Below are 23,898 nucleotides of genomic sequence, written 5' to 3' on the forward strand. Positions count from 1 at the left end.
CCCGTCTCCCATTTTGACACGCATTTATGTTACCACACCTAGGCTCTAGTTGGCAATAGTATAAGTCATAATTTTCACCATATTATCCACACACTCCAGTGCCCGCTGGGCCATGGCCTCATGCCGCTCCCGCTTGGACCTCGGTCCCCCCTGAAGGGGAGGCAAGAGGCCAAAGCTGGCCTTCATGGGTTGGAAGACCTGGGGATTGGCCCGGCATATGTAGCCTATGAGAGCCCCCAGCATGGACTCGGGGGGTAACTCCACCGGGTCCAGCCCGGAGGAGCGCCTGGCCGCGTTCAGCCCTGCCCAGATGCCCGAGGCCGCGGATTCCATGTAACCCTCAACCCCCGTGACCTGGCCTGCCACGAAGAGGCCCTGTCTTGACCGGACCTCCAGGGTGGGCTCCAGCGCCCTAGGGGAACAGATGTAGGTGTTACGGTGCATGACCCCGTACCTCACGAATCCCGCCCGCTCCAGGCCGGGGATCATGCGGAATACCCTTCCCTGCTCCCCCCACTTGAGTCCCGTCTGGAAGCCCACCAGGTTGTAGAGGCGTCCTGAGGCATCCTCTCTTCTAAGCTGGACCACCGCGTAGGGTTGCCGGCCAGTGGCGGGGTCTACCAGGCCCACAGGCCTCAGCGGGCCGTAGCGAAGGGTGTCTTTGCCACGGCGGGCCAGCTCCTCCACGGGCAGGCAGCCCTCGAAGAACCGGGCCTCCTCAAAGGCGTGGCGCTGGGCTGCTTGGGCTCCCACCAGGGCGTTCCAAAAGTCCTCATACTCCTCCCTGTTCATAGGGCAGTTCACATAATCCTCGGAGCCATTTTCGTAACGGGAAGCGGTGAACACCCTCTCCCATGCTATGGAGTCCCCAGCGACTATGGGGGCGACTGCGTCGTAGAAGTAGAGGTTGTCCTCTCCTACCAGGCCTCTCAGGGCCTTGGCCAGTGACGGGCTAGTCAGCGGGCCTGTGGCCAGCACAGCAGGGGCCTGTGGTACTGCCTGGACCTCGCTGCGGTCCACCACAATAGAGGGGTTCCCCTCGATCTCCTGGGTGATGTGCCTGGAGAAGAGTCGCCTGTCCACGGCCAAGGCTCGCCCGGCGGGCACCCGGGTGGCCTCGGCCGTCCTGAGCACCAGGGAGTCCAGTCTCCTCATCTCCTCTTTGAGGAGGCCTGAAGCACTGGACAGATCCCAGGAGCCCAGGGAGTTGGAGCACACAAGCTCGGCGAGGTCTCCTGTGGCGTGGGCGGGCGTCATTAACGCAGGCCTCATCTCCCGCAGGGTAACCTGGCAGCCCATGCGGGATGCGGCCCAGGCAGCCTCCACACCCGCAAGGCCGCCCCCTACAACCTCGATGGAGGGCATCAGGTAAGTGCCCCCTCCGCACCAGAGGGGCAGCCTGGGTTGGCACACTGCAGGTAGGTACCAGCCTTCCCCCGGCGATGGATCATGAAGGAGCCACACTGGGGACACCGCTCGCGGGTAGGCTTGTTCCACACGCTGAACTGGCACTTGGGATAGTTCTCGCAGCCGTAGAAGGCCCTCTTCTTCTTGGAACGCTTCTTCATCATCTGCCCACCGCATAGCGGGCATGCCGCATCCACGCTCTCCATTATGGGCCTGGTGTTCCGGCACTCAGGGAACCCTGGGCAGGCCAGGAACGGTCCGAACCTGCCAACCTTCTTCACCATCATCTTGCCGCACTTGTCACACTTCACGTCAGAGGGTTCGTCTGGCACCTTGACCCTCTCCAATGCCTCGTCAGCGTTCTCCAACCTCTCTGAGAAGGGCCTGTAGAATGCGCCGACAAGGCGCTGCCAGTCGTCCTGGCCCCCCTCCACCCTATCCAGATCCCCCTCGAGGCGGGCGGTAAAAGCGGCGTCAACTATGTCAGGGAAGTGCTTCCCTAGGAGTTCAACAACAACCTTGCCGAGTTCTGTTGGGAAGAACTTCCTGTCCTCCAGATGCACATACCCCCGCTCCTGTATTGTGGAGATGATGGGCACGTAGGTGCTGGGACGACCTATGCCCTTTTCCTCCAGGGTCTTCACAAGCATGGCCTCAGTGTAGCGGGGCGGGGGCTGGGTAAAGTGCTGGCAAGGTTCAAGTCTGGTGAGGTCAAGCCTCTCCCCCTTGGTGAGCGGAGGCAGGGTCTCCTCACTCTCTGGGTCCCCGTTGTCCCTGCCCTCGATATATATCCTGGTGAAGCCCGGGAACTTCATTGTGGAACCCGTTGCCCTGAACACGTGGTCCCGGGCTCCCACGTCGCATGACACAGCGTCGTACACTGCCGAGGCCATCTCGCTGGCCACCATTCGCTCCCATATGAGCCGGTAGAGCCTGTACTGGTCCCGGTTAAGATACTGCTTCATGCCCTCTGGGTCCCTCAGCACTGAGGTGGGCCTTATGGCTTCATGGGCATCCTGGATGTTAACCTTGGCCTGGGGCCTTTTCGGGGCGCCTCCCAGGTATTCCTTGCCGAAGGTACTCTCGATGTAGTGCCGCGTCTCTTCCCTGGCCACCTGGGATATCCTCGTGGAATCCGTGCGCATGTATGTGATGAGCCCGGTTGCGCCCTCCTTCCCTACCTCTAGTCCCTCGTAGAGCTGCTGGGCCAGAGCCATGGTCCTCTTGACCGGGAAACCCAGTTTCCGTGCGGCCTCCTGCTGCAGGCTGGAGGTGTTAAAGGGGGCCGCCGGTCTCCGTCTCCTGTCCTTTCGCTTGACCTCCAGCACCTCATAACGGGCGCCCTCCAGGTCCCGCATGGCGGCTCGGACATCGTCCTCGGTGTTCATCCGGGATTCCTGGCGGCCCTTCCCAAGGAGCTTGGCCCGGAAGCCGGCACCGTCCGCCTTGGCCAGGTGAGCGGTGAGGCTCCAGTACTCCTCTTGCTGGAACGCCTGGATCTCCGCCTCCCTGTCACAGATGAGCCTGACCGCCACCGACTGGACTCGCCCGGCGCTGAGGCCCCTTTTCACCTTCTTCCACAGGAGTGGGCTGAGCTTGTAACCCACAAGGCGGTCAAGGACCCTGCGGGCTTGCTGGGCGTCTACCAGGTGCTGGTCCACCACCCTGGGTGACTTGAGGGCGTTCTTCACGATGTCCCTGGTGATCTCGTGGAAGACCACCCTGCAGGTGGCGTCCCCAGGGATCCCCAGCACCTCCAGGAGGTGCCAGGAGATGGCCTCACCCTCCCTGTCCGGGTCTGTAGCGAGGTAGACCTCCCTGCCCGAAGCGCTCTTCTTGAGGTCTGAGACGACCTTGGCCTTGCTCTTTATCCCCACGTACTGGGGCCGGAACCCGTTCTCCACGTCCACGCCCAGGGAACTCTTCGGCAGGTCCCTGACGTGACCCATGGAGGCCTTGACCTCAAAGGAGGAGCCCAGGAACTTCTGGATTGTCCGGGCCTTTGCCGGAGACTCCACGATGATGAGCGGTTTGTACATCTATTCACCTCCGACTCCCCTGGGTCTTGGACTTCATGGAGTATTATATAGACAACCGTGGCGCCTTACAAGTTGGCCTCGGCCCAAACCCGCTAGATGGATTATGTCCGTCACGGCGGGATCTCTTCCACATGGGCTGGATCCTGGGGAATAGCGGCAACGTGGCCTCTTAAGCAAGGGCTCTAGGGAGCCTCGGGCGGTGCCTTGCCCTGGGAATGACCATGCCCGGGCTCGATTGCTTTCCCTAGGTGACCCCAGTTATAATCGAAGGGCAAGGGCACCTGGCTTAGCCTTCGCTAGTGTGCGGCTAGGCCCTGCGCGGGCTGCCACATTGCGACCTTGCCTATCCCCCGGTGAGGTCTCACCCATCGAGAGGAGGAACCCAGATGCCATCCCCCAGGACACTCCTGGATGACTTGAGGGCGCGGGCGCACGACGCAGGGCTTGAGGTGGGAGTCAGCGCCTCGCTGGCCTTCACCCAGTGGCGGGAGGCTGTGGAGGATCGCCCGGAATACGCCCCTTACCGCTACATGGCCCAGGAGTACGACGCCAGGCGGCTTCTTCCCGAAGCTAGGTCGCTGGTGGCCGTGGCCTACGACTACGGCCGCAAGGGCGTCCCTTCCCCCCTCCGGGGGCATGTGGCCCGCCTTTACTTCACCGGCGTGCACCTGGGGTACCCTAAGTCCCAGGCAGTAAGGGCATTTGAGTCTGGGCTGGCGGCCCGGGGCTGGGGTATGGTGCCCTTTAGCCAGGCAGTGAGACCCGCGGCCATCGCGGCCGGGCTGGTCCATCAACGGGTGAATTGCCTGGCCTACAGGCCGCGGGGTGCCTCCTTGGTATCGCTGCACGCATGGGCGGTGGATGCCGAGATCGAGCCCACTGAACCCCTGGCCCAGGCCTCATGCGGGGAATGCAGTAGGTGCGTGGAGGCCTGCCCCACCGGCGCCATCCTAGAACCCTATCACCTGGACCCCAGGAGGTGTTTGGACTTCCTGGCTACCCGGGGGGGCCGGCTGCCCCTTGAACTCAGGTCGCGTATGGGCGGGTGGATACTGGGGTGCGACGCCTGCCAGGAGGCTTGTCCCCACAACCGGCACGTTGCGTGGGTAGCGCCGGAGCCAGGCTTGGAGGAAGCCTCCCAGAATTTCCATCCCGCAACCCTCCTTTTGAGCACACCCCGGGAGTTCGACCTAGAGTACAAGGACCTCTTGGCCGGCAGGCTCGGGCACAGGGAGGCCCGGAGAAACGCCGCCGTGGCCCTGGGCAACCTTGGGGCCTGGCTCTCAGGAAGGGTACCCGTGTGGGATGAGCTGGGCCACGCGGAACCGGCCTTCGCCGGTGCCAGCCAGACCCTGGACACGGGGGCCCTTGTCTCCGTGCTGGGAAAGGCGCTGGAAGACCCAGAGCCTCTCGTCCGGTCCCATGTGGCCTGGGCTCTGGGCCAGGTGGGATCGCCCAAGGCGCTCTCTCTCCTTGAGGCTCACACTTCTAAGGAGCAGGATGTCTCAGTCCTGGATGAGGTGCGCTGGGCCCTCCAGGGGGCCTAAGGCAGGGAAACCCGGCCCCCTGACCCCGGGCACAGGGTCACGGCGATGGGATGGAGTGTTGGTAGTAGCGGGTCTCCAGCGTGACGCAGCCAAAGGGAATGTCGTAGGGTCCGTGGACCATCCCTGGCGGCCTGCAGGCGTACATACCCCTGGTGAAGGTTTTTCCCTTGGCCCGGTCCACGAGGGCACCCTCCAGGATGAATACCTCCTCCCAGAAGTCGTGGACCAGCGTGTCCTGTAGCCGGAGGCCTGGACTGAACTTCAGGAGCCTGGTGTAAGAGCCCGTCTCCTCATCCCTGCTGAGTATCTTCTCAAAGACCCCTGCCTGGCTCCCCGGCACAGGCTTCCACGGCACCATTTCGGTATCGAAAAACTCCAGTTCCGGTTTTTGCATGAGATCTTCTCCCTTCCATTACTCCCTGTGACAAGTTGAGTCACGTCCACTGGGTCTATGCAAGTCCGGTAGTTCTAGGACAGCGTGAACCTAGGCCCAGGGACCCTCAACTGATATCTTTCTTATCTCCTCCAGCCCGAGGCCAGCCAAGCCCAGTCTCGCCAGGTTCCTGCCGTTCTTGCGGAAGTCCTCCTAGCATACCACGGAGCCGAGTGTCACGATGGAATCCAGCACCGGGCAACGCACACCGGCCTTCTTCCCCAGCTCCACCACAGGCACGATGCCGTCGCCAATGTTCTCCATCATGTAGCGGCCCCGCACCGTGCTGGGCCCATCCATCCTGGCGAAGTCCTCAACGCCTCCAGGCGAGGTGAAGTTGATCCCCTCGATGCTGGCAGGCTGCCGGAATTCCTCCTGGGTGTAGTGGGGAACGGAAAGACCCAGCGCATCCCCCACCCTTTCGATCTCCAGGTGGGCGGCATGCATCACATCAGCCACTCCCGGAGTGATGCCCTCGGCGAAGAGGTAGAACCTGCCTTGGGTGTGCTGGATCCTGCCCACATTCAGAAGGGCGCCTATGCCGAAGACAACCAGCGCGGGATTGCTAAAGGCCGCCGACAGGAGGCTGCCCGAACCCGTTATTCCCCTGTAGAGGTCCCCCAGCCTGAGCAGCGTCTCTTCAGAGCGCCATCTAGGCACGGAAGCCACGTACAGCCTCACCGCCGTGTAGAGTATTCGAGCGGTGCTGGGGCCAGTGCGCCTTACCCCGTAGGGCAGCGTATTGGCCTCCGCCACGGTGATGTGCCTCCCTAGCCCAGTCTCCTTGAGCAGGTGGAGGAGCCGGAGCGAGCCAAAACGCCCTGACCACACCACCACGGTGTCCCCATCCCTGAGATGGGGCAGCATGACCTGGAAGAAGGTCTCCTGTGCCGTGGAGGGTACCACCAGGTTGAGGAAGGACGAGACCTCCAGGATCTCTTCCATGCGTGTGGTGGCCAACTCTACCCGCGCCGTCCTCTCCCGACAGCGCCTTCCAGGACACATCCCTTGTGGATAGAGTCCCGGCGAAGGAACTGGCAAAGGAAGGGTACTCGTAGAAGACCACGGGATACCCCCGGGAGGCTAGGTCTCCGGCCATGGCATAGCCTGCGTTCTTCGCACCCAGTACAGCTATGGCGTCTCTTCGTTCCATGGGTTTTCCCCCCGAGTTCTAGGCTCCCCCCCGTAACTGACCGTAGGGCTTGCCTTGGAAGCGTTGTCTCTACCAGTCACCCCGTGTGTCCCCCCTCCCCCCGGCTGGGGTCTCCCGGGACCAGGATCACCAGGACTCAGGTCAGGCCTTCAGGCGATCCATCTTGGCCTTGGTGGCTCCCAAGTACTGCATGACCAGGGCCGCCGCCATCATGGAGGTGAGGCCTTGGACGTCCAGGGGGGGCGCCACCTCCACGATATCCATTCCCCTCACGAGAGGGTGCTGCCCGATGAGCCACACCGCCTCCAGGGCCTGGAAGGAAGTGAGGCCGCCAGGGTTGGGCGCCGAAGTGCCTGGGGCCGCCGCGAAGTCCAAGCCGTCGATGTCGACGCTGAGGAACACAGCCTCAGTGCCATCGGATGCCCTCTCCAGCGCCCTCTCCACCGCGGCCTCTATCCCTTCGAGGTGCACCTGGCGGGCAGGTATGATCGTGACGCCCTTCTCGTGACAGTAGTCCCGGTAGAACTTAGAGTTGTGCCACCCGTTGATACCCAGTTCCACCAGGTTCCTGCCCCTCAGGGGCGCGCCGGGAACCTCCAGGAGGCGCCTGAAGGGTGTGCCGCTGGAGACCTCGCCATGATGGGAAATGCGCACGTCAAGGTGGCCGTCGATCATTATCAGGCCGATGTTCCCCTGGGTCGTATTCATGAGGGACTTGGCGGTAGCATAGGTGATGCTGTGATCACCGCCGAGGATCACGGGACTGACCCCCAGCCTGAACACCTCCGTGATCACTGTCTCAACGCGCTGGTGGGTCCCCAGCACGTCTGTGTGGAGGCAATCCACATCACCGAAATCCACGATGGTGATGCCATTCGACAGGTCCACGTCCAACCCCGGCTCGTAACTGGTGGAGAACACCAGAGCCTCCCGGATGCCCTTGGGACCGAAGCGGCAGCCACGGCGCATCATGACCCCCGTATCGAAGGCACCCCCACGATGCCTATGTCAGCCGACGCTAATTCCTTCCAGGGCCTGATAAGGTCGGCCAACTCGATGTCGTACTCATCCGGCACGAACTTGCCCGGTTTCCCCACCGGCATTAGGAGCCTTTCTGCTTCTGGAGGTACGCTCCTTTCGTCTGAGGGTAGCTCACTTCTTGCCTCCCCAGGGGAAGCCAGCCAGGCCAAGCCTCTTGGCGGTCTCAGGTTTCGGGATGCCCCGCTCATCCCAGCCGCGCGCCCTGTAGTAGGGGAGGAGCACAGCCTCAAGGTCAAAGACCTCCCCTTGGGCTGACCCGTCCGGGAGAGGCTCCCGCAGGAACCTTGCGGGCACAGTGTCATCACTACGGCTTACCCCCAAGCGCACGTTGTAGAGGCGCTCGAGGTTCACCACGCGCTCCCCAGCCCTGAGCAGCTCTTTGACGCTGAAGTGCTGGCCAGTGGCGGCCTCCATCAGGTTAGCTATGTGCCCGGTGGGCAGGGCCAAGCTCATGGAGACGAACTTGCACAATTCCGCGGAATCGCTCACTGCGCTGATCTCCTCAGACCACTTCACCAGCATTTCCTTGCCCTGGTACCGCAGCCTGTCCGTCACAGCCGGGGTGCCGAAGAGCCGTGTGGCCTCCTGTTTCGTGAGGGTGGTCTCCGCCACAGGGAAGGCCCTGAGATGGTCTGCTCCCCGGCTTGACACCGCCCACCCGAGCCCCCAGGCCTTAAGGCCCCTGATCTCCTGTTCTGGCACCTCTAGCCCTTTGACGTGAAGCGCGTAGCGCTCCGAACCAGGGATGCCTTGGGACGCCCTCCTGACCCCCTGGGACAGCAGGTCACCGATGCCCTCCCTCCTGGCTATCTTGCGGGTCAGCTGGATTAGGGCCTCGGGCCTTCCCCACCCGGGAACGATGTCGTCCAGGTCAGTCTCACTCACAAGTCCTGCCTCGAAGGCCTCAATCAAGAAGCCGAGCACGCCCCCCAGGGAGATGGTATCAAGCCCCTCCCTGTTGGCCAAGGTGTTCAGGTATAGAATGGAACCAAGGTCACTGTTGCCGCAGCGGGATCCCAGGGCCGCCAGGGTCTCAAACTCCGGCCCCTCACCGTGGGTTCCCGCGTAGGGGCCTTCATCTACCTGGTAGTAGCGGCTGCAGTGAACGGGACAGGCAAAACAGGAAAGAAGCCTGCGGGTGTAGCGGGATTCCAGGGCCTGGCAACCGATGTCAGGTGCCCGGTCGAACACGCCCTGCCTGTTGTTGAAGGTGGGCAACAGGCCCAGGCGATTATAGAGGTCTATGAGCATTGTGGTGCCGTAGCGGGCGCGCACCGGGAAGGAGGGCGCCTGCCGGAGGTGAGCCTTGGCGTTCCTGGAGGCCCTGGCCCAGCGCCTTGGGTCAAAGACCCTCACAGCCCCGGCACCCTTCACGGCCACGGCCTTGAGCCCTTTGGAGCCCATGACCGCCGCCAGGCCTGTCCTGGCTGCTGCCCTGCCGTAGCTCGTAATGATCGCGGCCACCAGCACAAGCCTCTCGCCGGCAGGTCCGATGCAGGCTACCTGCACTGAAGGATCATCAAGGTCGCGGCGGATGACATCATGGGTCTGCCAGGTGTCAAGGCCCCAGATGGCTCCGGCGTCCCTGATCTCGGCCTTGCCGTCGATGATAGCGAGGTACACAGGGGTAAGGGCCCTTCCCGTTATCACCACCTGGTCGTACCCGGCGAACTTGAGCTCAGGGCCGAAAAAGCCCCCTGCGTTGGAATCACCCAGGAGCCCTGTGAGAGGCGAGAGCCCCCCCACGCTGAAACGGGAACTGCCCGGAGCATCGGTGCCTGCCAGGGGACCCGTGGCAACCAGGAGAGGGTTCTCCGGCCCCAGCGGGTCGGTACCCGGCCCAGTCATGGTGCTGAGGACATGGGCGTTGAGGCCACGTCCACCCAGGTAGGAACTGGCTATGCCATCCGATATGGTCTCCTTATCGATCCTCCCCGATGATAGGTCAACTACCAGGCGCCTCCCCGTCCATCCCCAGGACACCAGGGCTCACCCCCTTTGAAGTCAGGGAAGTAGCGGTGCCGCCCATCACGGGCGCAAGGCCGCCTCGCCAGTAATCCCGTGTCAAGCCTGGGTCTTGCGGGCAAACCGGGCAGGCCCTGGGCCCGCCAAGGGGTCTCGAGGACCTTGGCTGCGGGCCTGCCTCCGCGAGAGCCATCCTTGTGCCGGGCGCCCGGGAACATGGGAGCCCGCGCCGCCGGTCAATGTAGAGTGTTTGACAGCACCCAGGGAATACCTGCGTTGTCGCGAAACCACATTCAACGGAAAAGGCAGTCAGTAAGGATGGATCGCCCAGGCGAGGGAACCATTGCGTGGGGAAAGGAGGCTCACCGGGTTATCTCCGACCCCCCCCTCGTGGCCATCGTCGCCGTGTCCAAGGATGGGTACCCCCATCTCATAATGGTGGGAAGGTCAAAGAGTTCACCCCAGGAGGAGACCTGGTATTCGGGGTGTGGAAGATGGAGAAGACCCGCCTAGAACCTGAACGATTAGGGCCAGTGTGGCTTCCGCTTAACCGGTACGGGGATAACCGGCGGGGAAGACATGGTGTTCAAGGTGAGACAAGGCAGATTCCCTGCTGTAGGTTCTTCGAAGTCCCCTGGGTAAAGAGGGAACACCCTCTTTACCCGGGCGTTCCCTCGCTTTGCTTTTTTGGTCTAGGCCTCGCTCAGCGCCTTCTTGAATTCCTCGGTCAGCGCAGGGACCACATGGAAGAGGTCTCCCACAATGCCGTAGGTACATACCTTGAAGATGGGGGCATCCGGGTTCTTATTGATGGCCACTATGATGTCGGAGGATTGCATCCCGGCAAGGTGCTGGATGGCCCCGGAGATCCCCACAGCTATGTACACCTTGGGAGACACAGTCTTCCCCGTCTGGCCCACCTGGTGGGAGTAGGGTATCCAGCCCGCGTCCACAGCTGAGCGGGATGCCCCGACGGCACCCCCTAGCACCTTTGCCAGGCCCTCGATCAGCGCGAAGTTCTTGGGAGCGCAAATGCCCCGGCCACCGGAAACGATGATGTCCGCATCCTCCAGGTTGACGGTCTCACCCATCTCCTCGATGAACTCCAGCACCTGGACTCTTGACCGCAGATCCCCTCGCTTCACCTCGCGTATCAGGGCGGCACGGCCAGGCTGCCGCTCCATCTTCTTCATCACCTTGGGCCTGACAGTGGCCATCTGGGGCTTCCTGTAGCGGCAGAGGATGGTGGCCATGATGTTGCCGCCGAAGGCTGGGCGCGTCTGCTTGAGAAGCCTGGACTCAGGATCGATATCCAACCCCGTGCAGTCCGCGGTGAGGCCCGTCTGAAGGCGGGCAGCTATGCGGGGCGCCAGGCTCCTGCCTGTGGATGTAGCGCCGAAGAGCACTATCTCGGGCTTCTGGGTCTTAACCAGGTCAACCATGACGGAGGTGTAGGGGTCATCAGTGAACTTCTCCAGTGCCTGGTCGTCCACCACGTACACCACGTCGGCGCCGTACTCGGCCAGATCCTTCGCCCGGTCCCGTATGTTATGGCCTAGGAGCACCGCGCACAGGGGATGGCCCAGCTCGTCCGCCAGCCGGCGGCCCACTCCCAAGAGCTCGAAGGCCACCCCGGCCACCCTGCCACCCCTCTGCTCACCGAAGACCCAAACCCCCTGGTGCTCTTCAGAGGGGCCCTCCTCCTTCTTGCCCTTGGTTATCTCGATGGCCTCGAGGGCACACTCTGGCACACACGCCCCGCAGAGGTTGCAGGCCTCCGTAATGGAGGCAGTGCCTTCCTTCATCTCTATGGCACCGAAGGGGCATGCGGCGAGACACGCCTCACAGCCCGTGCACAGTTCCTCATGTACCTTTATGTCAGCCATTCTCTGGACCTACCCCCCGCCTCAGACTACCTTGGCGTCGCGGAGCCGCGCCACCAGGGCCTTGGTCATGTCTGCCACTTCGCCCTCGAGGATCTCGCCCTTGCTTCTCACCTCAGGGGTGAAGACCCTGATCACCCAGGTGGGAGACCCATCGAGCCCAGTCTTGCCGCTGTCGTTGATGCCCAGGTCAACCGCGGTCCACACGGTGATCTCCGTCCTCTTGGCCCTCATGATCCCCTTCAGCGAGGGCAGGCGGGGCTCGTTGATCTCCTTCACCACGGTTATGAGAAGGGGAATGGTGGTCTTGATGACCTCGGTGCCGCCCTCCACCATGCGCTCGAGGACTATGTCCGAGCCCTCGATCTCCCGGATCTTCTTGATGTAGGTGACATGGGGGATATCCAGGTTCTCGGCAATGCCAGGACCCACCTGAGCGGTGTCCCCGTCCACTGCCTGCTTGCCGCAGAGGATCATGTCGAAGTCCCCCAGCTTCCTTATTCCCGACGCCAGGGTGAAGGAGGTTGCCAGGGTGTCCGAGCCCGCGAAGGCCCTGTCGCTAAGGAGCACCGCCTGGTCACATCCCATGGCCACGGCCTCCTTGAGTGCCTCCTTTACCTGGGGAGGCCCCATGCTGATTACCGTGACGGTGCCTCCATACTTCTCCTTCAGCCGGATGCCTTCCTCAATGGCATAGGCATCGAAGGGATTGATGATGCTGGGCACTCCCTCCCGGACGAGGGTCTTGGTTTCAGGGTCGATCTTCACCTCAGTGGTTTCGGGGACCTGTTTCATGCAGACCACAATGTCCAAACTGCTCTTACCTCCCCTTTTGACCCCTGGATCTGGACTCCTTGACCAGTTCCTGAGCTATCACGTTCCTCTGGATCTGGTTTGTGCCTTCATATATTTGGGTTATCTTGGCGTCCCGCATGATCTTCTCCATTGGATAGTCTCGCATGTAGCCGTAGCCGCCAAACACCTGGAGGGCGTCGGTGGCGACCCTCATGGCCACATCCGAGGCGAAGAGCTTGGCCATGGCGGATTCCTTGGAATAGGACTTACACCCGGAGTCTATCATCCTGGCGACGCTATATACCAGGGCGCGGGCCGCTTCCACCTGCGTGGCCATGTCTGCCAGCATGTGGCCTACAGCCTGGAAACTGGATATGGGCTGGCCAAACTGCTTTCTGACCGTGGCGTATTCCACCGCCCGGTCCAAGGCGCCCTGGGCAACCCCCACGGCCTGAGCCCCAACCCCGGGCCGTGCCTTGTCCAGGGTCTTCATGGCAACTATGAAGCCCATGCCCTCTTTGCCCAGGAGGTTCTCCCGGGGGACCCGGCAGTCCTGAAATGCCATCTCCCGGGTGGCGGAGGCCCTGATGCCCATCTTCTTCTCTTTCTTGCCGAAGGTGAAGCCCGGCGTCCCCTTCTCCACAATGAAGGCGCTGGCCCCGCGGGGCCCCTTCTTGGGATCCGTCAGGGCGATAACCGTGTAGACCTCGGCCTCCCCGCCATTGGTTATCCACTGCTTCGTGCCGTTCAAGACGTAATCGTCCCCATCCCTGGCGGCCACGGTCTGGATGCCCCCGGCATCGCTGCCCGCCTCAGGTTCGGTCAAGGCGAAGGCGGCCAGCCTCTGGCCGGTGGCCAAGCCCGGAAGGTACTTCTGCTTCTGCTCATCAGAGCCAGCGATGAGAATAGGGGCTGAGCCCAGCCATGAAGCGGCGTAGGACACAGCCACGGCGGAACAGGCCCAGCTGATCTCCTCCATCACCAGGCACAGATCAAAGACGCCGCCGCCCATACCCCCGTACTCCTCAGGCATGGAGACGGCGAACAGGTCACTAGAGGCCATCTCCCTCAGGAGGTCCCAGGGGAATTCCTCTCTTTCGTCAAGCTCGGCGGCCTTCTCCAGGACCTTCTCCCTGGCTACTCGCCGGGCCAGGTCGCGTACCATCTCCTGCTCTTCAGTGAGAGAGTAATCCAAGATATCCCTCCTCCACCAGCTCGTGGGGGCTTCTCCCCCCAAGGCGCGGCAGCGCAGGGATATCCCTACTGGGCTCCCTTGTGCCCCGGTAAGCCATCTCTAGTAGTTCAACGACCCGGCCGGGATTCCTTCCCCACCTGGTGAAAGGCCCTTAGTACCGCCATGGGGTCCGCCAGGACGAAGTAGTCGCATATCCCCCTTATGTTACTGTTCTCCCCGGGGGACACGGCCACGATTACCCTGGACTCCTCCACGGCCCCATTGTGCCCGGGGGACCCCTCGATGCCGAAGGCCATGTACAGGTCAGGGCACACGGTCTTCCCCCCGGCTGTGTCCACCAGCCACTCCTGCGGGGCCAAGCCCTTTGCCACCGCCTCCCTGGAGGCGCCAGGGGCACCGCCCAGCAAGGCTGCGGTTTCCTCGAGGATGGCGAAGCCCTCCTGGGGGAGCCCCTCACCCCCGGACAGCACTACCTGGGCCTCGGCAAGGGGTGGCCGAGCGTCCCAAGGTTGCCTGTCCAGCACCGTGAAGGGCCATGGGAAGCCATCCATCCCGGGAAGCCCTGAGAGCGGTGGGTTGGGGCCCCTGGGATCCAGCGTCAAAAAGAGGCAAGGCTCGAAGGGTGCCCGGATCCGCACCCAGTACCTGGACCCGAAGAGGGGCCTCGTCACCTCGCAGGCCTCCTCGCCGTAGGAGAGTTCAACTTGCCTGGCCCCACTGAGGCAGGGCAAGCCGGCTAAGGCCGCCACCTGGGGCATGAGCCACAAGGCCTCCCCCACTGCCACTGCCGCAAAGAGCCTGGGCGAGTTGTCCCTGACGGCCAAAGCCAAGGCCTCCGCGGGGTTTCCCGAGCGGGGGATACGCAGGACCTCGCTGGCACCCGACCCGGCAAGGGCGCTCTCTTCAAAGCCTGGCAGGGCCACTACTATAACCCTCGCCCCCACCTCGCGGGCCATGTCCCCAAAGAGCCTCACGGCCCCAGCGGAGAGCCCCTCCTGGGCCAGGACCCAGAAGTCGCCCGGCCCCCGCGCGGCCATGTTCTCCCCGGGCATCACCAAGGCCGATACCGGGCAGGCCGGGACACAGAGCCCGCACCCGTTACATATCTCGGCTACTACAGCCCTCCCCTGGATCACATCTATGGCCAGGAAGGGGCAGGCGGGCACGCATGCCCCGCAGCCGTCACAGCGCTCCCTCACTACCAGCGTCTCGGACACCTAGAGCACCTGCCTTTGCCTGAGAAGCACCCACAGGCTCCGTGCTGTCTCCTCAGGGGTCCCCGGAGGGAGGGCCTCCAGGAGCCTTGCCTTGGACTTCAGACTGCCGTAACCCTTCACCCTCAGCGGGGTCCCGGGCACCTCTCGGGAGATGACCTTCACTGGGGCCCTCATGGCCTGCATCACCCGGACCGGTGCCGGGTGCCTGGGTTCAGCCGCCCTGTGACTCACCCCCAGCGCCAGGGGGAGGGAGGCCAGGAACACAACCTTCTCCCGGCCGCTTGCCGCCTCCACCCTGAGGCCGTCACCCTCAGCGCTCACTGACATCACCCCGCCGATGAAGGGATAGCCCAGGCACGCCGCGGTCATGGGACCAACCGCCCCCCTGCCCATGTCCGGTGAGACTGCACCGAAGAGGAGCACGTCCGGACCCTCCTCCCGGAGGGCGCCAGCAAGCAATCTGGCCACCACCAGGGGGTCGTGTTCCTGTTCCTGCGTAAGGAGCGCGCATACCCTGGTCAACCTAGAGGCACCCAGGGCCAGGGCTAGGCGGAGCACCCTTTCATCCTCAGGGGACCCGGCACAAACCACCGTCACCTCGCCCAGCCCCAGTCCCAGTTCCAGCGCAGAACGGTCCGCTTGGGAAATCCCCCTCTCTGCCCCGGACACATCCACTTGGCCCCTGGAAGCCGAGAAGAAGGTTCCCTCAGGGGAGGGCGCCACCCTCCAAGAGACACATACCCTCATTTCACTTCCCCGCCTTTAGCAGATCCCTGGCTATTACCATCCTCTGGATCTCGTTGGTGCCCTCGTAGATGGGGAGGATCCTGGCATCCCGGTACATCCTCTCCAGGCTGTATTCCTTCATGTAGCCCGTGCCCCCGTGGATCTGGAGCGCCTTGTCGATGACCTTGTTCGCCATCTCGCTGGCAAAGAGCTTCACCATGGCAGCCTCCCGGGACACCTTCTGCCCGGCGTCCACTAAAGACGCCGCGTGGTATGTCATCAGCCGGGCAGCATGGATCTGCACAGCCATGTCCGCCAGCATCCACTGGATGGCCTGGAACTCGGCTATGGGTTTGCCGAACTGCACCCGTTGCCTGGCCCACTGGATGCTCATCTCCAGGGCCTTCTGGGCGGCCCCCAGCGCACCTGCGGCCAGCCCTATCCTGCCGAAGTCCAGGGCCTTCATGGCTGTGAGGAAGCCAGAGCCCACCTCCCCCAGGACGTTCTCCCGGGGCACCTCGCACTCGTTGAACACCAGCTCCGCCGTATGGGAGCCCCTGAGGCCCATCTTCCTGTCGACGGTGCCCACCTGGAAACCTGGGAAGGCCTTCTCTACGATAAAGGCGCTTACTCCCCCCCTGGGCCCCAGGGACTTGTCTGTGACGGCGAAGACAACGACGACATCAGCTATGTCCCCGTTGGTTATCCATATCTTGGACCCGTTCAGGTAGTAGCGGTCCCCCTCCCGGCGCGCCGATGTCTCAATGGCAGCCGCGTCGGACCCAGCGTTGGGCTCGGTGAGGGCAAAGGCCCCGATCTCTTCCCCGCGGCACATGGGCTTGAGGTACCGGGTCTTTTGTTCCTCGGTGCCGTCCAGGAAGATGGAGCAGGCGGCTATGCCTGTGTGGGCCCCGATGAGGTTGCCGTAGGCCGAATTCACTGCCGCCAGTTCCTCCATGACCACGCAGTAGCCGAGTTCCCCTACCCCCGCGCCATCGTACTCCTCGGGAAAGGGAAGGCCAAAGAAACCCATCTGGGCCATTTCCCGGACTATCTCCCCGGGGATCTCGTCCTCCTCCTCCACCCACTGGACCAGGGGCTCCAGCCGTTTCTTCACATAGTCCCTCACCATGCGCCTGAGCATCTCTACCTCTTCAGGCAGTGAGAAGTCCACCTGCTACGCCCCCTATTCCCCTGTGAACTGAGGCTTTCGCTTCTCCAGGAAGGCGTTTATGCCCTCGCGAGCGTCCCTGCTCTGGAACACCTTGACAAAGGCCTCCGTCTCCAGCCTGAGTCCCTCGGGGAGGGAGGCCCCGAGGCCATCCCAGAGCACAGCCTTTATGGCTGCCACAGCCCTGGGGGCCTGCATGGCCAGCTTCCTGGCAAGGTTCTTCGCGTGGGCCATGAGCTCGTTGTCAGGTACCACCTTGTTCACCAGCCCAAACCTCAGGGCCTCCGCGGCCTTGATCATATCTCCCGTCAGGAGCATCTCCATGGCCCTGGTCTTCCCCACCAGCCTGGAAAGCCGCTGGGTGCCCCCCCAACCCGGGATGATCCCCAAGTTTATCTCCGGCTGCCCCATGCGGGAGCCCTCCGCAGCCACCCTCACGTCACAGGCCATGGCCATCTCCAGCCCGCCCCCTAGGCAGACACCGTTGATGGCCGCCACCACGGGCTTGGGCATCGTCTCTATGGTATCGAACACCTCTTTGCCCTTCTGGATAAGCTGCTGGCCCTCTTCGGGCCCCATCTCCAGGAACTGCCCGAGGTCTGCTCCTGCCACGAAGCAGTACTGGCCAGCACCGGTGATTATCACAGCCTTCACCGAGGGCTCCCGCAGGACCTCCCCCAGGGCATGGCCCAGCTCCTCAATGGCCTGGCCGTTCAGGGCGTTTACCGGCGGCCTGTCTATGGTTATCACCTCAAGTGGGCTCTCCCTGCTCACCTTCAACGTTGAATACTCCACAGGTCATCCCCCTCTCAGTACTCGAAGAAGCCACGGCCGGTCTTCCTGCCCAGGGAAGACCGGGACACAAGGTCCCTGAGAACCTGGGGCACCCGGAAGGCCTCCCCATGGGACTCCTCCAGGGCATTCATCCTCTCCAGCGCCACATCGAGACCTACACCGTCGGCCCATGCCAGCGGGCCCTCCTTGTACCCGGCGCCCGCCAGCATGGCCAGGTCAATGTCCCTGGCGCTGGCCACGCCCTCCTCCAGGCACCGGCAGGCCTCGGCCAGGCCTGCGTAGCGAAACCGGTCCACCAGCAATGCCTCCATGGCCTCCTCCACCTTGACCCCTCCTATCTCAGCCCGTGTACTTGAAGAACCCCTCCCCTGTCTTGGCCCCCAGCTTGCCCTCTTTCACCAGGTTCACCAGGGTCTCACTGGGGGAGAACCGCTCACCGTAGGCCCTTTCAAGCGTCTCGGCGACGTCCAGTACCACGTCAAGCCCTAGGGTATCTGAAAGGGTGAAAGGCCCCATGGGAACGCCGCCCTTGGCCTTGATGGCCCCGTCGACCTCCTCCCTTGGGACACTCGTCTCCTCCTGGAACCTCAGGGCCTGCGCCATGGCAGCAAGGAGTATGCGGTTGACCAGGAACCCCGCGCACTCCTTGACCCTCACGGGTATCTTCCTGAGTCCCTCCGCGAATTCCACCAGGGTATCCATGGTCTCCTCAGAGGTATGCTCACCAGATATGACCTCCACCAGTTTCATGAAGCTGGCAGGGTAGAAGAAGTGGAGCCCGCCTACCCTCTGGGGCCTGGACGTAGCCTCGGCCATCTTGGTGATGCTCAGGGCTGAGGTGTTGGACGCCAGGAGCGCAGTGGGAGGGGTCGCCTGGTCCAGGTCCTTGAATACCGCCATCTTGAGTTCCATCTTCTCCGGCACAGCCTCAATCACCAGGTCCACAGCGGCAAAATCCCCGTAGGAGGTGGTGGGGATGATCAGGGACATCTTCTGGTCCATCTCTGAGGAGGTCATCCTCCCCTTGGCGATCCTTCGCTGGTATATCCCCCTGATCCGGTCCAGCCCCCTGTCTAGCATCTCCTGGTTGACATCCTTCAGGACCACAGGCAGCCCGCTCCAGGAAATCACCTGGGCGATCTCGGCGCCCATGGCCCCCGCGCCCACGACTCCTGCCTTGAAGATGTACATGGGTCCCCCTCCCTCACTCTCTCCTCTCCAGTATCACACTGCCCCCCATGCCACCCCCAACGCACAGGGTGGCCAGGCCGTAGCGGGCCCCCCTTCGCGCCATCTCGTGGGCTAGGGTGGTCAGGAGCCTCAGCCCTGTGGCGCCTATGGGGTGGCCCAGGGCAATGCCCCCTCCGTTGACATTGATCCTGTCAACGTCAAAGCCCATCTCTCTCTGGCATGCGATAACCTGGGCGGCGAAGGCCTCGTTGATCTCCATGAGGTCTATGTCCTCCAGCTTGAGCCCTGCCTTCTCCAGTGCCTTCCGGGTGGAGTGGACCGGGCCGATGCCCATGATGGATGGGTCACACCCTGCGTAGGCCCAGGAACGAAGGTAGGCCATGGGCTTGATGTCCAGCCTGGACGCCGCCTCTTCACTCGCCACCACGCAGGCGGAGGCGGCATCGTTGATGGGGCAGGAGTTGCCCGCGGTAACGGTGCCGTCCTTCTTGAATACGGGCTCCGCCAGGGCAAGCCTCTCCAGGGAAAGGCCCGCCACTGGGGATTCGTCCTGCTTGACTACCTCTGCCGGCCCCCGGCGCTTGGGCACCTCCACCGGGACGATCTCGTCCTTGAACCTCCCCATCCGGGCAGCCGTGAACGCCTTCCGGTGGCTCTCCACAGCCCAGGTATCCTGCTCCTCCCGGGTAATCCCGTACCTCTCAGCCAGGTTTTCCGCGGTAAGCCCCATTATCAGGCCTGTGTAGGGGTCAGTGAGACCCGTCCAGAGGCTGTCCTCGAAGGCCGCGTGGCGGAGCCTCAGGCCCCACCTGGCCCCGTAAACCTCGTAGGGGGCATTGCTCATGTTCTCGGCCCCTCCCGCCAAGATCACCTCCCCGTCGCCGGCCCTGATGGCCTGGGCAGCACTGGTTACCGCCTGGAGCCCTCCGGCACAGTTGCGCTGCACGCTGAAGGCGGGTATCTCGTAAGGGAAGGACGCAAAGAGGCTCACCTGCCTTCCAAGGTTTGCCTCCTTCGTGGGGTGGCCCCCGCTGGAGAATACCACCTCATCCAGGTCTCGGGGCTCGATGCCAACCCGCTGGAGGGCCTCCCTGGCCACGACCACGCCCAGCTGCGTGCTGTTCATCTCCCTGAAGGCACCACCGAAGTTGCCCACAGGGGTCCTGCAGAAACCCGCCAAGACAATGGGTTTCACTCCTCACTCCCTCCTTTCACTCCTGGCGGGGACCCGTCTCCCCGCGCGTAGACCACACAGGTGCCCGGCAAGAGTGCCCGTCCAAGTTCCATGAAGTGCCTTGAGACCCGCTCATCGACCTGGGCCGGGGAAAGTCCCTGCCCTTGAAGGGCCCGGGTGAGGGTCTCCCTCTCCTTCCTGGCCCAGGCTGGAAGGAAGGCCCTCAAGGCATCCAGGCTGAGTTCCGCCAGGTGGGTGCAGCCTTCCTCACCGCCCAGGAGGCGGAACACCTGGCGGTAGCACCCGGGCTCCACCCTCAGGCCCACCAGGCTTGACACCTGTGAGGCCGCGCGCCGGCACAGGGAGCCGTAGGGCACCTTCCCCATGCAGGCATAGGCAGAAAGCACCTCCCGGGTCTTTGAGTGGATGACCAGCTGGACATCCATGACGTGGTCCTCGTCCTCCAGGTGGCCGTTGAGGCTGAACTCCCCCTCCCGGACCTCCCGGGCAGTGATCACCTTTGAGCGGCAAAGAAGCACCCGGACACCCCCCTTAGGTTGCCAGAAGGTTATGCAAGAGTTGTGCCTTGTGACACCAGGCGCAATTCCTGGCCAGGGCCATGGGGTTCAATGAGGGGGGAATACGTATGTCCGGAAGAGCGGACAGTGCTGTCCGCAATGCCGGACACCGGGATGGGGGCAGGGCTCTCTTCAGGTCTTCAGGCTCAGTCTCTGCATCTTCTGGTACAGGGTTGAGCGACTCACGCCCAGGTGCCTGGCGGCCAGGCTCTTGTTGCCGCCTGAGGCCTCAAGGGCCCTCACTATGGCATCCCTCTCCGCGGCCTCCACCGAGGCCCGGTAGCCTGCCTGCTCACCGCCAGTGACCGGCGTCGCGCTCACCAGGTAGGCCGGCAGGTGGTCCCTCTCTATCATGTAGGCCGCGCCCAGGTTCACCGCCCTCTCGATGGCGTTCTCCAGCTCCCTGACGTTCCCCGGCCAATCGTGGGCCTGGAGCACGGAGAGGGCATCGGGGGAAACCCCCCTGATCTCCATTCCCATTTGCCGGTTCAGCTTCTCAATGAAGTGGTTGGCCAGGGGGAGTATATCCTCCTTCCTGTGTCTCAAGGGCAGGATAGTGAGGGCGACCACGTTGAGGCGGTAGTAGAGGTCCTCCCGGAACGCCTGCTGGGCAACGAGCTGGCCAAGGTCCCTGTTGGAGGCGGCTATTACCCTGACGTCAACCCGGACTACCTCTGTGCCCCCGACCCTCTCGAACTCCCGGTCCTCCAGTACCCTGAGGATCTTGGCCTGCAGGTTTGGGCTCATGTCCCCAACCTCGTCCAGGAAGAGGGTTCCCCCGTCGGCCAGCTCGAACTTGCCGGGCTTACCGCCCTTCCTGGCACCAGTGAAGGCGCCCTCGGCGTATCCGAAGAACTCCGACTCAAGGAGGTCCGGAGGTATGGCAGCGCAGTTTACTTTTATGAAGGGTCCTAGCCTCCTGGGGCTTGCGTTGTGAAGCGCCTGGGCGAAGAGTTCCTTGCCTGTGCCGGTCTCCCCCTGGAGGAGCACTGTGGAGTTGCCCATGGCGGCCCGGCGGGCCTCCTCCTTGAGCCGGGCCATTTCGTGACTGGCCGAGACAATGTGGTCCAGGGTGTACCTGGCCCGGGTGAACCGGGAGAGTTCTTCCTGGTAGTAGGCAACCCGGGACTCTAGAGTCTCGATGCGCCGGGCGATCTCCCTGATCTCCTCCAGGCCCCGGAAGGTGATCTTGCCTACCGCACCTGACACCCTGCCCTCCTCAATGATGGGAAGGCAGGAGACCAGGACCTTGCGACCCCTGACTACTTGCACTTGGGCCAGCTCCTGGGTCCCCGTGCGGGCCACCATGGGGAGGCAGGTCCCGTCCATCACACTGGACACGGGCTGGCCCACCAGGGCCTCCTGGCAGAGCCCGGTAAAGTCCGCCATGGCCTTGTTGGCCATGGTGATGGCACCTTTACCATCCACCACCACTATCCCTTCGTAGGCCAGGGCCAGGATGTTATCCAGGGTCTTGTGAAGGCCGGACACGCTCTCTAGGCGCCTGGCCACAGCCTCGTATTCCGTGAGGTCCTGGAATATGGTGGTGGCCCCGGTTATGATCCCGCCCACGCAGATGGGGGTGCTGTTGGACACCACGGTGACTGACCTGAGGGACTGCTTCCGGCCAACCCTGGCCTCCCCTGACGCCAGCACCTCGGGGAGGTCGCTCTCGGGGAGCACCGACTGGATTGGCCTTCCCAGGGCCTCCCCAGCATTGAGGCCCAGGCATCGCTCTGCGGCAGGGTTGAGAATCGTCATGGTACACTGCTGGTCGATGGCGAATATGCCGTTGTGCATAGAGTCCAGGACGGTGCCTAGCTCCCCCAGGAGGAGGTCCTTCTGGGAGAGGAGTCCCCGGATGACATCGGCCTTGGTGAGCATGCCAACGATACGGCCATCCCCCGTAGTCACCACGGCCTGGCCTACCTCGGTGGTCTTGACCTTCTGGGCCACGGTCTCGAAGGACGTGTTCTGGTCCACCGTGATTACCCCGGTCTTCATGAAGTTCCCCACGCCCCCGTCAAGGTTGCCTGTCTCCAAGAGGCCCTGGTAGAGGCGGGAGCGAGTGAAAATGCCAAGGATCCTGGCGTCATCATCCACCACAGGCGCGGCGTCAAGCCCTGTCGCCTGGAAGAGCGCCAGGGCGTCTCTCATAGTGTCCCCGGGCTGGAGCAGGGCCACCTTCTGGGACATGATCTCCTTGACCAGCAAAGGCCATCCCCCCAGAAAGAAGTTCATGGGTAGAGTTTCAAGGAGGGGATAGGGGATTCCTGCGCGTGCCAGGACGGGTCTTCCTGGCGTCTCCTGCCCCTGCGCAGGCCGAGGCTCAAAAGGAGCGCGCCTCCCGCCACCTCCAGGATGGCGGCCTCTTTTCCCCTCGCTGGCCCTCACTTACACCCGGAAGCCAGAGCCCGTGGCCGACCCGTAGACCCAGATACCGAAGGCCATGAGCCCCCGGGGACATCCCTCCAGGACCTCTCCACTATTGGGGCCCGGGTTCACGAACCCGAAGCCCGTGGTAACCCCCGCGCGGTAGAGACTACCAGGATCAGATCCCCTCTTAAAGAAAGGCTTCGGGTCGTACTCGAGTGTATCTCACAATGAGGCCCCCCCTGGACCTCTACCCGTAACTTGAAGGTAGACCGCGCGGGGGGTTCCATGGATGTGGAGCTGCTGGCGGCGCTGCCTTCCCCAGCCAGCGTTCCTAGTCTAGGAGGCCCTGGAGCACGAGCCCGGAGGCGACAGCCAAAAGCATACTTGATAGGGTGCCTATCAGGTAGTACTCGGCGAACCTCCTGTCATTCAATTCCTGGAACCTTGCTATGGACTTAGCGGTTAATACGAAGCCCGCAGCCACTAGTGACCCGTGTAATAAGAGGGTCAGGAGGAGGGCTCTCTCCAGCATACCTATGTATGCCCCCAGGCTGAGGGAGCCGGCGGCCGCTGACACGGCTACCTCCCGGCCGCATGTACAGTCCAGAACCTCTCGAATGAAGACAGCGCCACCGGTGACGCAGTAGGCGTACACCACCGCTATGGCGGCAACCCTCTCAAGCGCCCCCGGATCCAGGAGGAGGCCGGTGATCCCAGGGAATGGTATGATACGCTGGTAGAAGGCCACTATGTCCGGGTCGAGCGCCGGGGAGAACCCGCGCCACAGGAGCCCCAGCCAGTAGGCGTAGACAGCGTGTTCAGCGAGGAGAACCGCCAGGTGAAGGAGGGAGGTCCGGGTCCTGGCTCTCAGCAGGGCCCGGGTGAGGAATTCCAGGCATGTGTGAAGTGCTGCGGCGGCCAAGGCGAGCCCCAGCGCCCCTGCTAGTCCGAATGCATGGGTGAAGCCGTAGGTCAAGATGAGGACAGCGATGCCCCGGTACAGGGGGCCCCTGGGCCGCCTGGCGTAGCCGCCAGCCCCTCCCGCTGGGAGCAGGAAGTCCGGTGAAGGCTCCCCTGAATGAATTCAGGGGCTTCTAGGGCAAAGGCCCAGGGCTTGCCTTCCCAAACCCAAAATGTTTAGCGCGGCATTGTGGTCACGGCCTAAAACCATACCGCAACACGGACAACTGAAAACCCTCTCCGACAACGGCA

The 23,898-nt window shown here is 63.2% G+C and carries 21 protein-coding genes; 1 reads left to right on the forward strand and 20 read right to left on the reverse strand.

Annotated features, from left to right (window positions below; translation table 11 throughout):
* Positions 1-45 precede the first annotated feature (45 nt).
* Both trmFO and topA read right to left on the reverse strand, forming a co-directional pair.
* Positions 46-1,365 carry a methylenetetrahydrofolate--tRNA-(uracil(54)-C(5))-methyltransferase (FADH(2)-oxidizing) TrmFO gene (trmFO, locus tag AB1576_10100; protein ID MEW6082106.1) on the reverse strand — a complete coding sequence of 440 codons (1,320 nt, stop codon included), beginning with the start codon at positions 1,363-1,365 and terminating at the stop codon, positions 46-48.
* Entirely contained in the window at positions 1,365-3,446 is a 2,082-nt protein-coding gene (topA, locus tag AB1576_10105; GenBank protein ID MEW6082107.1) for a type I DNA topoisomerase, read from the reverse strand. Before topA ends, trmFO begins: the two co-directional genes overlap by 1 nt.
* A 386-nt stretch (positions 3,447-3,832) precedes the next feature.
* Between topA and AB1576_10110 the strand changes: the two genes are divergently transcribed.
* Positions 3,833-4,993: a 4Fe-4S double cluster binding domain-containing protein gene (locus tag AB1576_10110; protein ID MEW6082108.1), complete on the forward strand. Its 1,161-nt coding sequence runs from the start codon at positions 3,833-3,835 to the stop codon at positions 4,991-4,993.
* A gap of 37 nt (positions 4,994-5,030) precedes the next feature.
* On the opposite strand, the gene AB1576_10115 is transcribed toward AB1576_10110, so the two are convergent.
* The 18 genes from AB1576_10115 to AB1576_10200 all read right to left on the reverse strand — a co-directional run.
* The gene (locus tag AB1576_10115; GenBank protein MEW6082109.1) at positions 5,031-5,387 is read right to left on the reverse strand and encodes a cupin domain-containing protein; all 357 of its coding nucleotides are present in this window, start codon (positions 5,385-5,387) and stop codon (positions 5,031-5,033) included.
* A 192-nt stretch (positions 5,388-5,579) separates the two neighbouring features.
* A complete protein-coding gene (locus tag AB1576_10120) occupies positions 5,580-6,386 on the reverse strand; it encodes an NAD/NADP octopine/nopaline dehydrogenase family protein (protein ID MEW6082110.1) in 807 nt (268 codons plus the stop codon).
* 334 nt (positions 6,387-6,720) lie between these two features.
* The gene (locus tag AB1576_10125; protein ID MEW6082111.1) at positions 6,721-7,548 is read right to left on the reverse strand and encodes an agmatinase family protein; all 828 of its coding nucleotides are present in this window, start codon (positions 7,546-7,548) and stop codon (positions 6,721-6,723) included.
* A 183-nt stretch (positions 7,549-7,731) separates the two neighbouring features.
* Positions 7,732-9,603, reverse strand: coding sequence for an aldehyde ferredoxin oxidoreductase family protein (locus tag AB1576_10130; GenBank protein MEW6082112.1), 1,872 nt, complete (start codon positions 9,601-9,603; stop codon positions 7,732-7,734).
* A gap of 674 nt (positions 9,604-10,277) precedes the next feature.
* Positions 10,278-11,471 (reverse strand): electron transfer flavoprotein subunit alpha, encoded by a 1,194-nt coding sequence (locus AB1576_10135; GenBank protein MEW6082113.1) that lies wholly within the window; start codon positions 11,469-11,471, stop codon positions 10,278-10,280.
* A gap of 21 nt (positions 11,472-11,492) precedes the next feature.
* A complete protein-coding gene (locus tag AB1576_10140; GenBank protein MEW6082114.1) occupies positions 11,493-12,281 on the reverse strand; it encodes an electron transfer flavoprotein subunit beta/FixA family protein in 789 nt (262 codons plus the stop codon).
* A 7-nt stretch (positions 12,282-12,288) separates the two neighbouring features.
* Positions 12,289-13,458 (reverse strand): acyl-CoA dehydrogenase family protein, encoded by a 1,170-nt coding sequence (locus tag AB1576_10145; protein ID MEW6082115.1) that lies wholly within the window; start codon positions 13,456-13,458, stop codon positions 12,289-12,291.
* A gap of 107 nt (positions 13,459-13,565) precedes the next feature.
* The gene (locus tag AB1576_10150) at positions 13,566-14,675 is read right to left on the reverse strand and encodes an FAD-binding protein (GenBank protein ID MEW6082116.1); all 1,110 of its coding nucleotides are present in this window, start codon (positions 14,673-14,675) and stop codon (positions 13,566-13,568) included.
* On the reverse strand, positions 14,676-15,422 hold the full coding sequence (locus AB1576_10155; protein ID MEW6082117.1) for a hypothetical protein: 747 nt from the start codon (positions 15,420-15,422) through the stop codon (positions 14,676-14,678). It lies immediately after the preceding gene.
* Position 15,423: 1 nt separating this feature from the next.
* On the reverse strand, positions 15,424-16,575 hold the full coding sequence (locus AB1576_10160) for an acyl-CoA dehydrogenase family protein (protein ID MEW6082118.1): 1,152 nt from the start codon (positions 16,573-16,575) through the stop codon (positions 15,424-15,426).
* 12 nt (positions 16,576-16,587) lie between these two features.
* Positions 16,588-17,367, reverse strand: a complete 780-nt coding sequence (locus tag AB1576_10165) for an enoyl-CoA hydratase-related protein (protein MEW6082119.1) — start codon at positions 17,365-17,367, stop codon at positions 16,588-16,590.
* A 14-nt stretch (positions 17,368-17,381) separates the two neighbouring features.
* Positions 17,382-17,690, reverse strand: a complete 309-nt coding sequence (locus AB1576_10170) for a 3-hydroxyacyl-CoA dehydrogenase family protein (protein ID MEW6082120.1) — start codon at positions 17,688-17,690, stop codon at positions 17,382-17,384.
* Positions 17,691-17,706: 16 nt separating this feature from the next.
* A complete protein-coding gene (locus tag AB1576_10175) occupies positions 17,707-18,558 on the reverse strand; it encodes a 3-hydroxyacyl-CoA dehydrogenase family protein (GenBank protein ID MEW6082121.1) in 852 nt (283 codons plus the stop codon).
* Between the two features lie 13 nt (positions 18,559-18,571).
* The gene (locus AB1576_10180) at positions 18,572-19,753 is read right to left on the reverse strand and encodes a thiolase family protein (GenBank protein ID MEW6082122.1); all 1,182 of its coding nucleotides are present in this window, start codon (positions 19,751-19,753) and stop codon (positions 18,572-18,574) included.
* A complete protein-coding gene (locus tag AB1576_10185) occupies positions 19,750-20,271 on the reverse strand; it encodes a DUF2889 domain-containing protein (GenBank protein MEW6082123.1) in 522 nt (173 codons plus the stop codon). The genes AB1576_10180 and AB1576_10185 overlap by 4 nt, the downstream gene beginning before the upstream one ends.
* Before the next feature lie 171 nt (positions 20,272-20,442).
* Positions 20,443-22,524 carry a sigma-54-dependent Fis family transcriptional regulator gene (locus tag AB1576_10190; GenBank protein ID MEW6082124.1) on the reverse strand — a complete coding sequence of 694 codons (2,082 nt, stop codon included), beginning with the start codon at positions 22,522-22,524 and terminating at the stop codon, positions 20,443-20,445.
* 493 nt (positions 22,525-23,017) lie between these two features.
* The gene (locus AB1576_10195; protein ID MEW6082125.1) at positions 23,018-23,662 is read right to left on the reverse strand and encodes a hypothetical protein; all 645 of its coding nucleotides are present in this window, start codon (positions 23,660-23,662) and stop codon (positions 23,018-23,020) included.
* Positions 23,663-23,770: 108 nt separating this feature from the next.
* Positions 23,771-23,898, reverse strand: a 128-nt coding sequence (locus tag AB1576_10200) for a zinc ribbon domain-containing protein (protein MEW6082126.1), incomplete at its 5' end; no start/stop codon positions are given.

Source organism: Bacillota bacterium, from assembly GCA_040754315.1.
In the GTDB taxonomy this organism is placed as follows: domain Bacteria; phylum Bacillota; class Sulfobacillia; order DUSP01; family JBFMCS01; genus JBFMCS01.

What these genes read in the sequence shown, in the direction of transcription:
- AB1576_10110 (MEW6082108.1), top strand. Translation starts at nt 3,833, where the DNA reads ATGCCATCCCCCAGGACACTCCTGGATGACTTGAGGGCGCGGGCGCAC.
- AB1576_10125 (MEW6082111.1), bottom strand. Translation starts at nt 7,548, where the DNA reads ATGCGCCGTGGCTGCCGCTTCGGTCCCAAGGGCATCCGGGAGGCTCTG.
- topA (MEW6082107.1), bottom strand. Translation starts at nt 3,446, where the DNA reads ATGTACAAACCGCTCATCATCGTGGAGTCTCCGGCAAAGGCCCGGACA.
- AB1576_10135 (MEW6082113.1), bottom strand. Translation starts at nt 11,471, where the DNA reads ATGGCTGACATAAAGGTACATGAGGAACTGTGCACGGGCTGTGAGGCG.
- trmFO (MEW6082106.1), bottom strand. Translation starts at nt 1,365, where the DNA reads ATGCCCTCCATCGAGGTTGTAGGGGGCGGCCTTGCGGGTGTGGAGGCT.
- AB1576_10175 (MEW6082121.1), bottom strand. Translation starts at nt 18,558, where the DNA reads ATGTACATCTTCAAGGCAGGAGTCGTGGGCGCGGGGGCCATGGGCGCC.
- AB1576_10155 (MEW6082117.1), bottom strand. Translation starts at nt 15,422, where the DNA reads ATGAGGGTATGTGTCTCTTGGAGGGTGGCGCCCTCCCCTGAGGGAACC.
- AB1576_10115 (MEW6082109.1), bottom strand. Translation starts at nt 5,387, where the DNA reads ATGCAAAAACCGGAACTGGAGTTTTTCGATACCGAAATGGTGCCGTGG.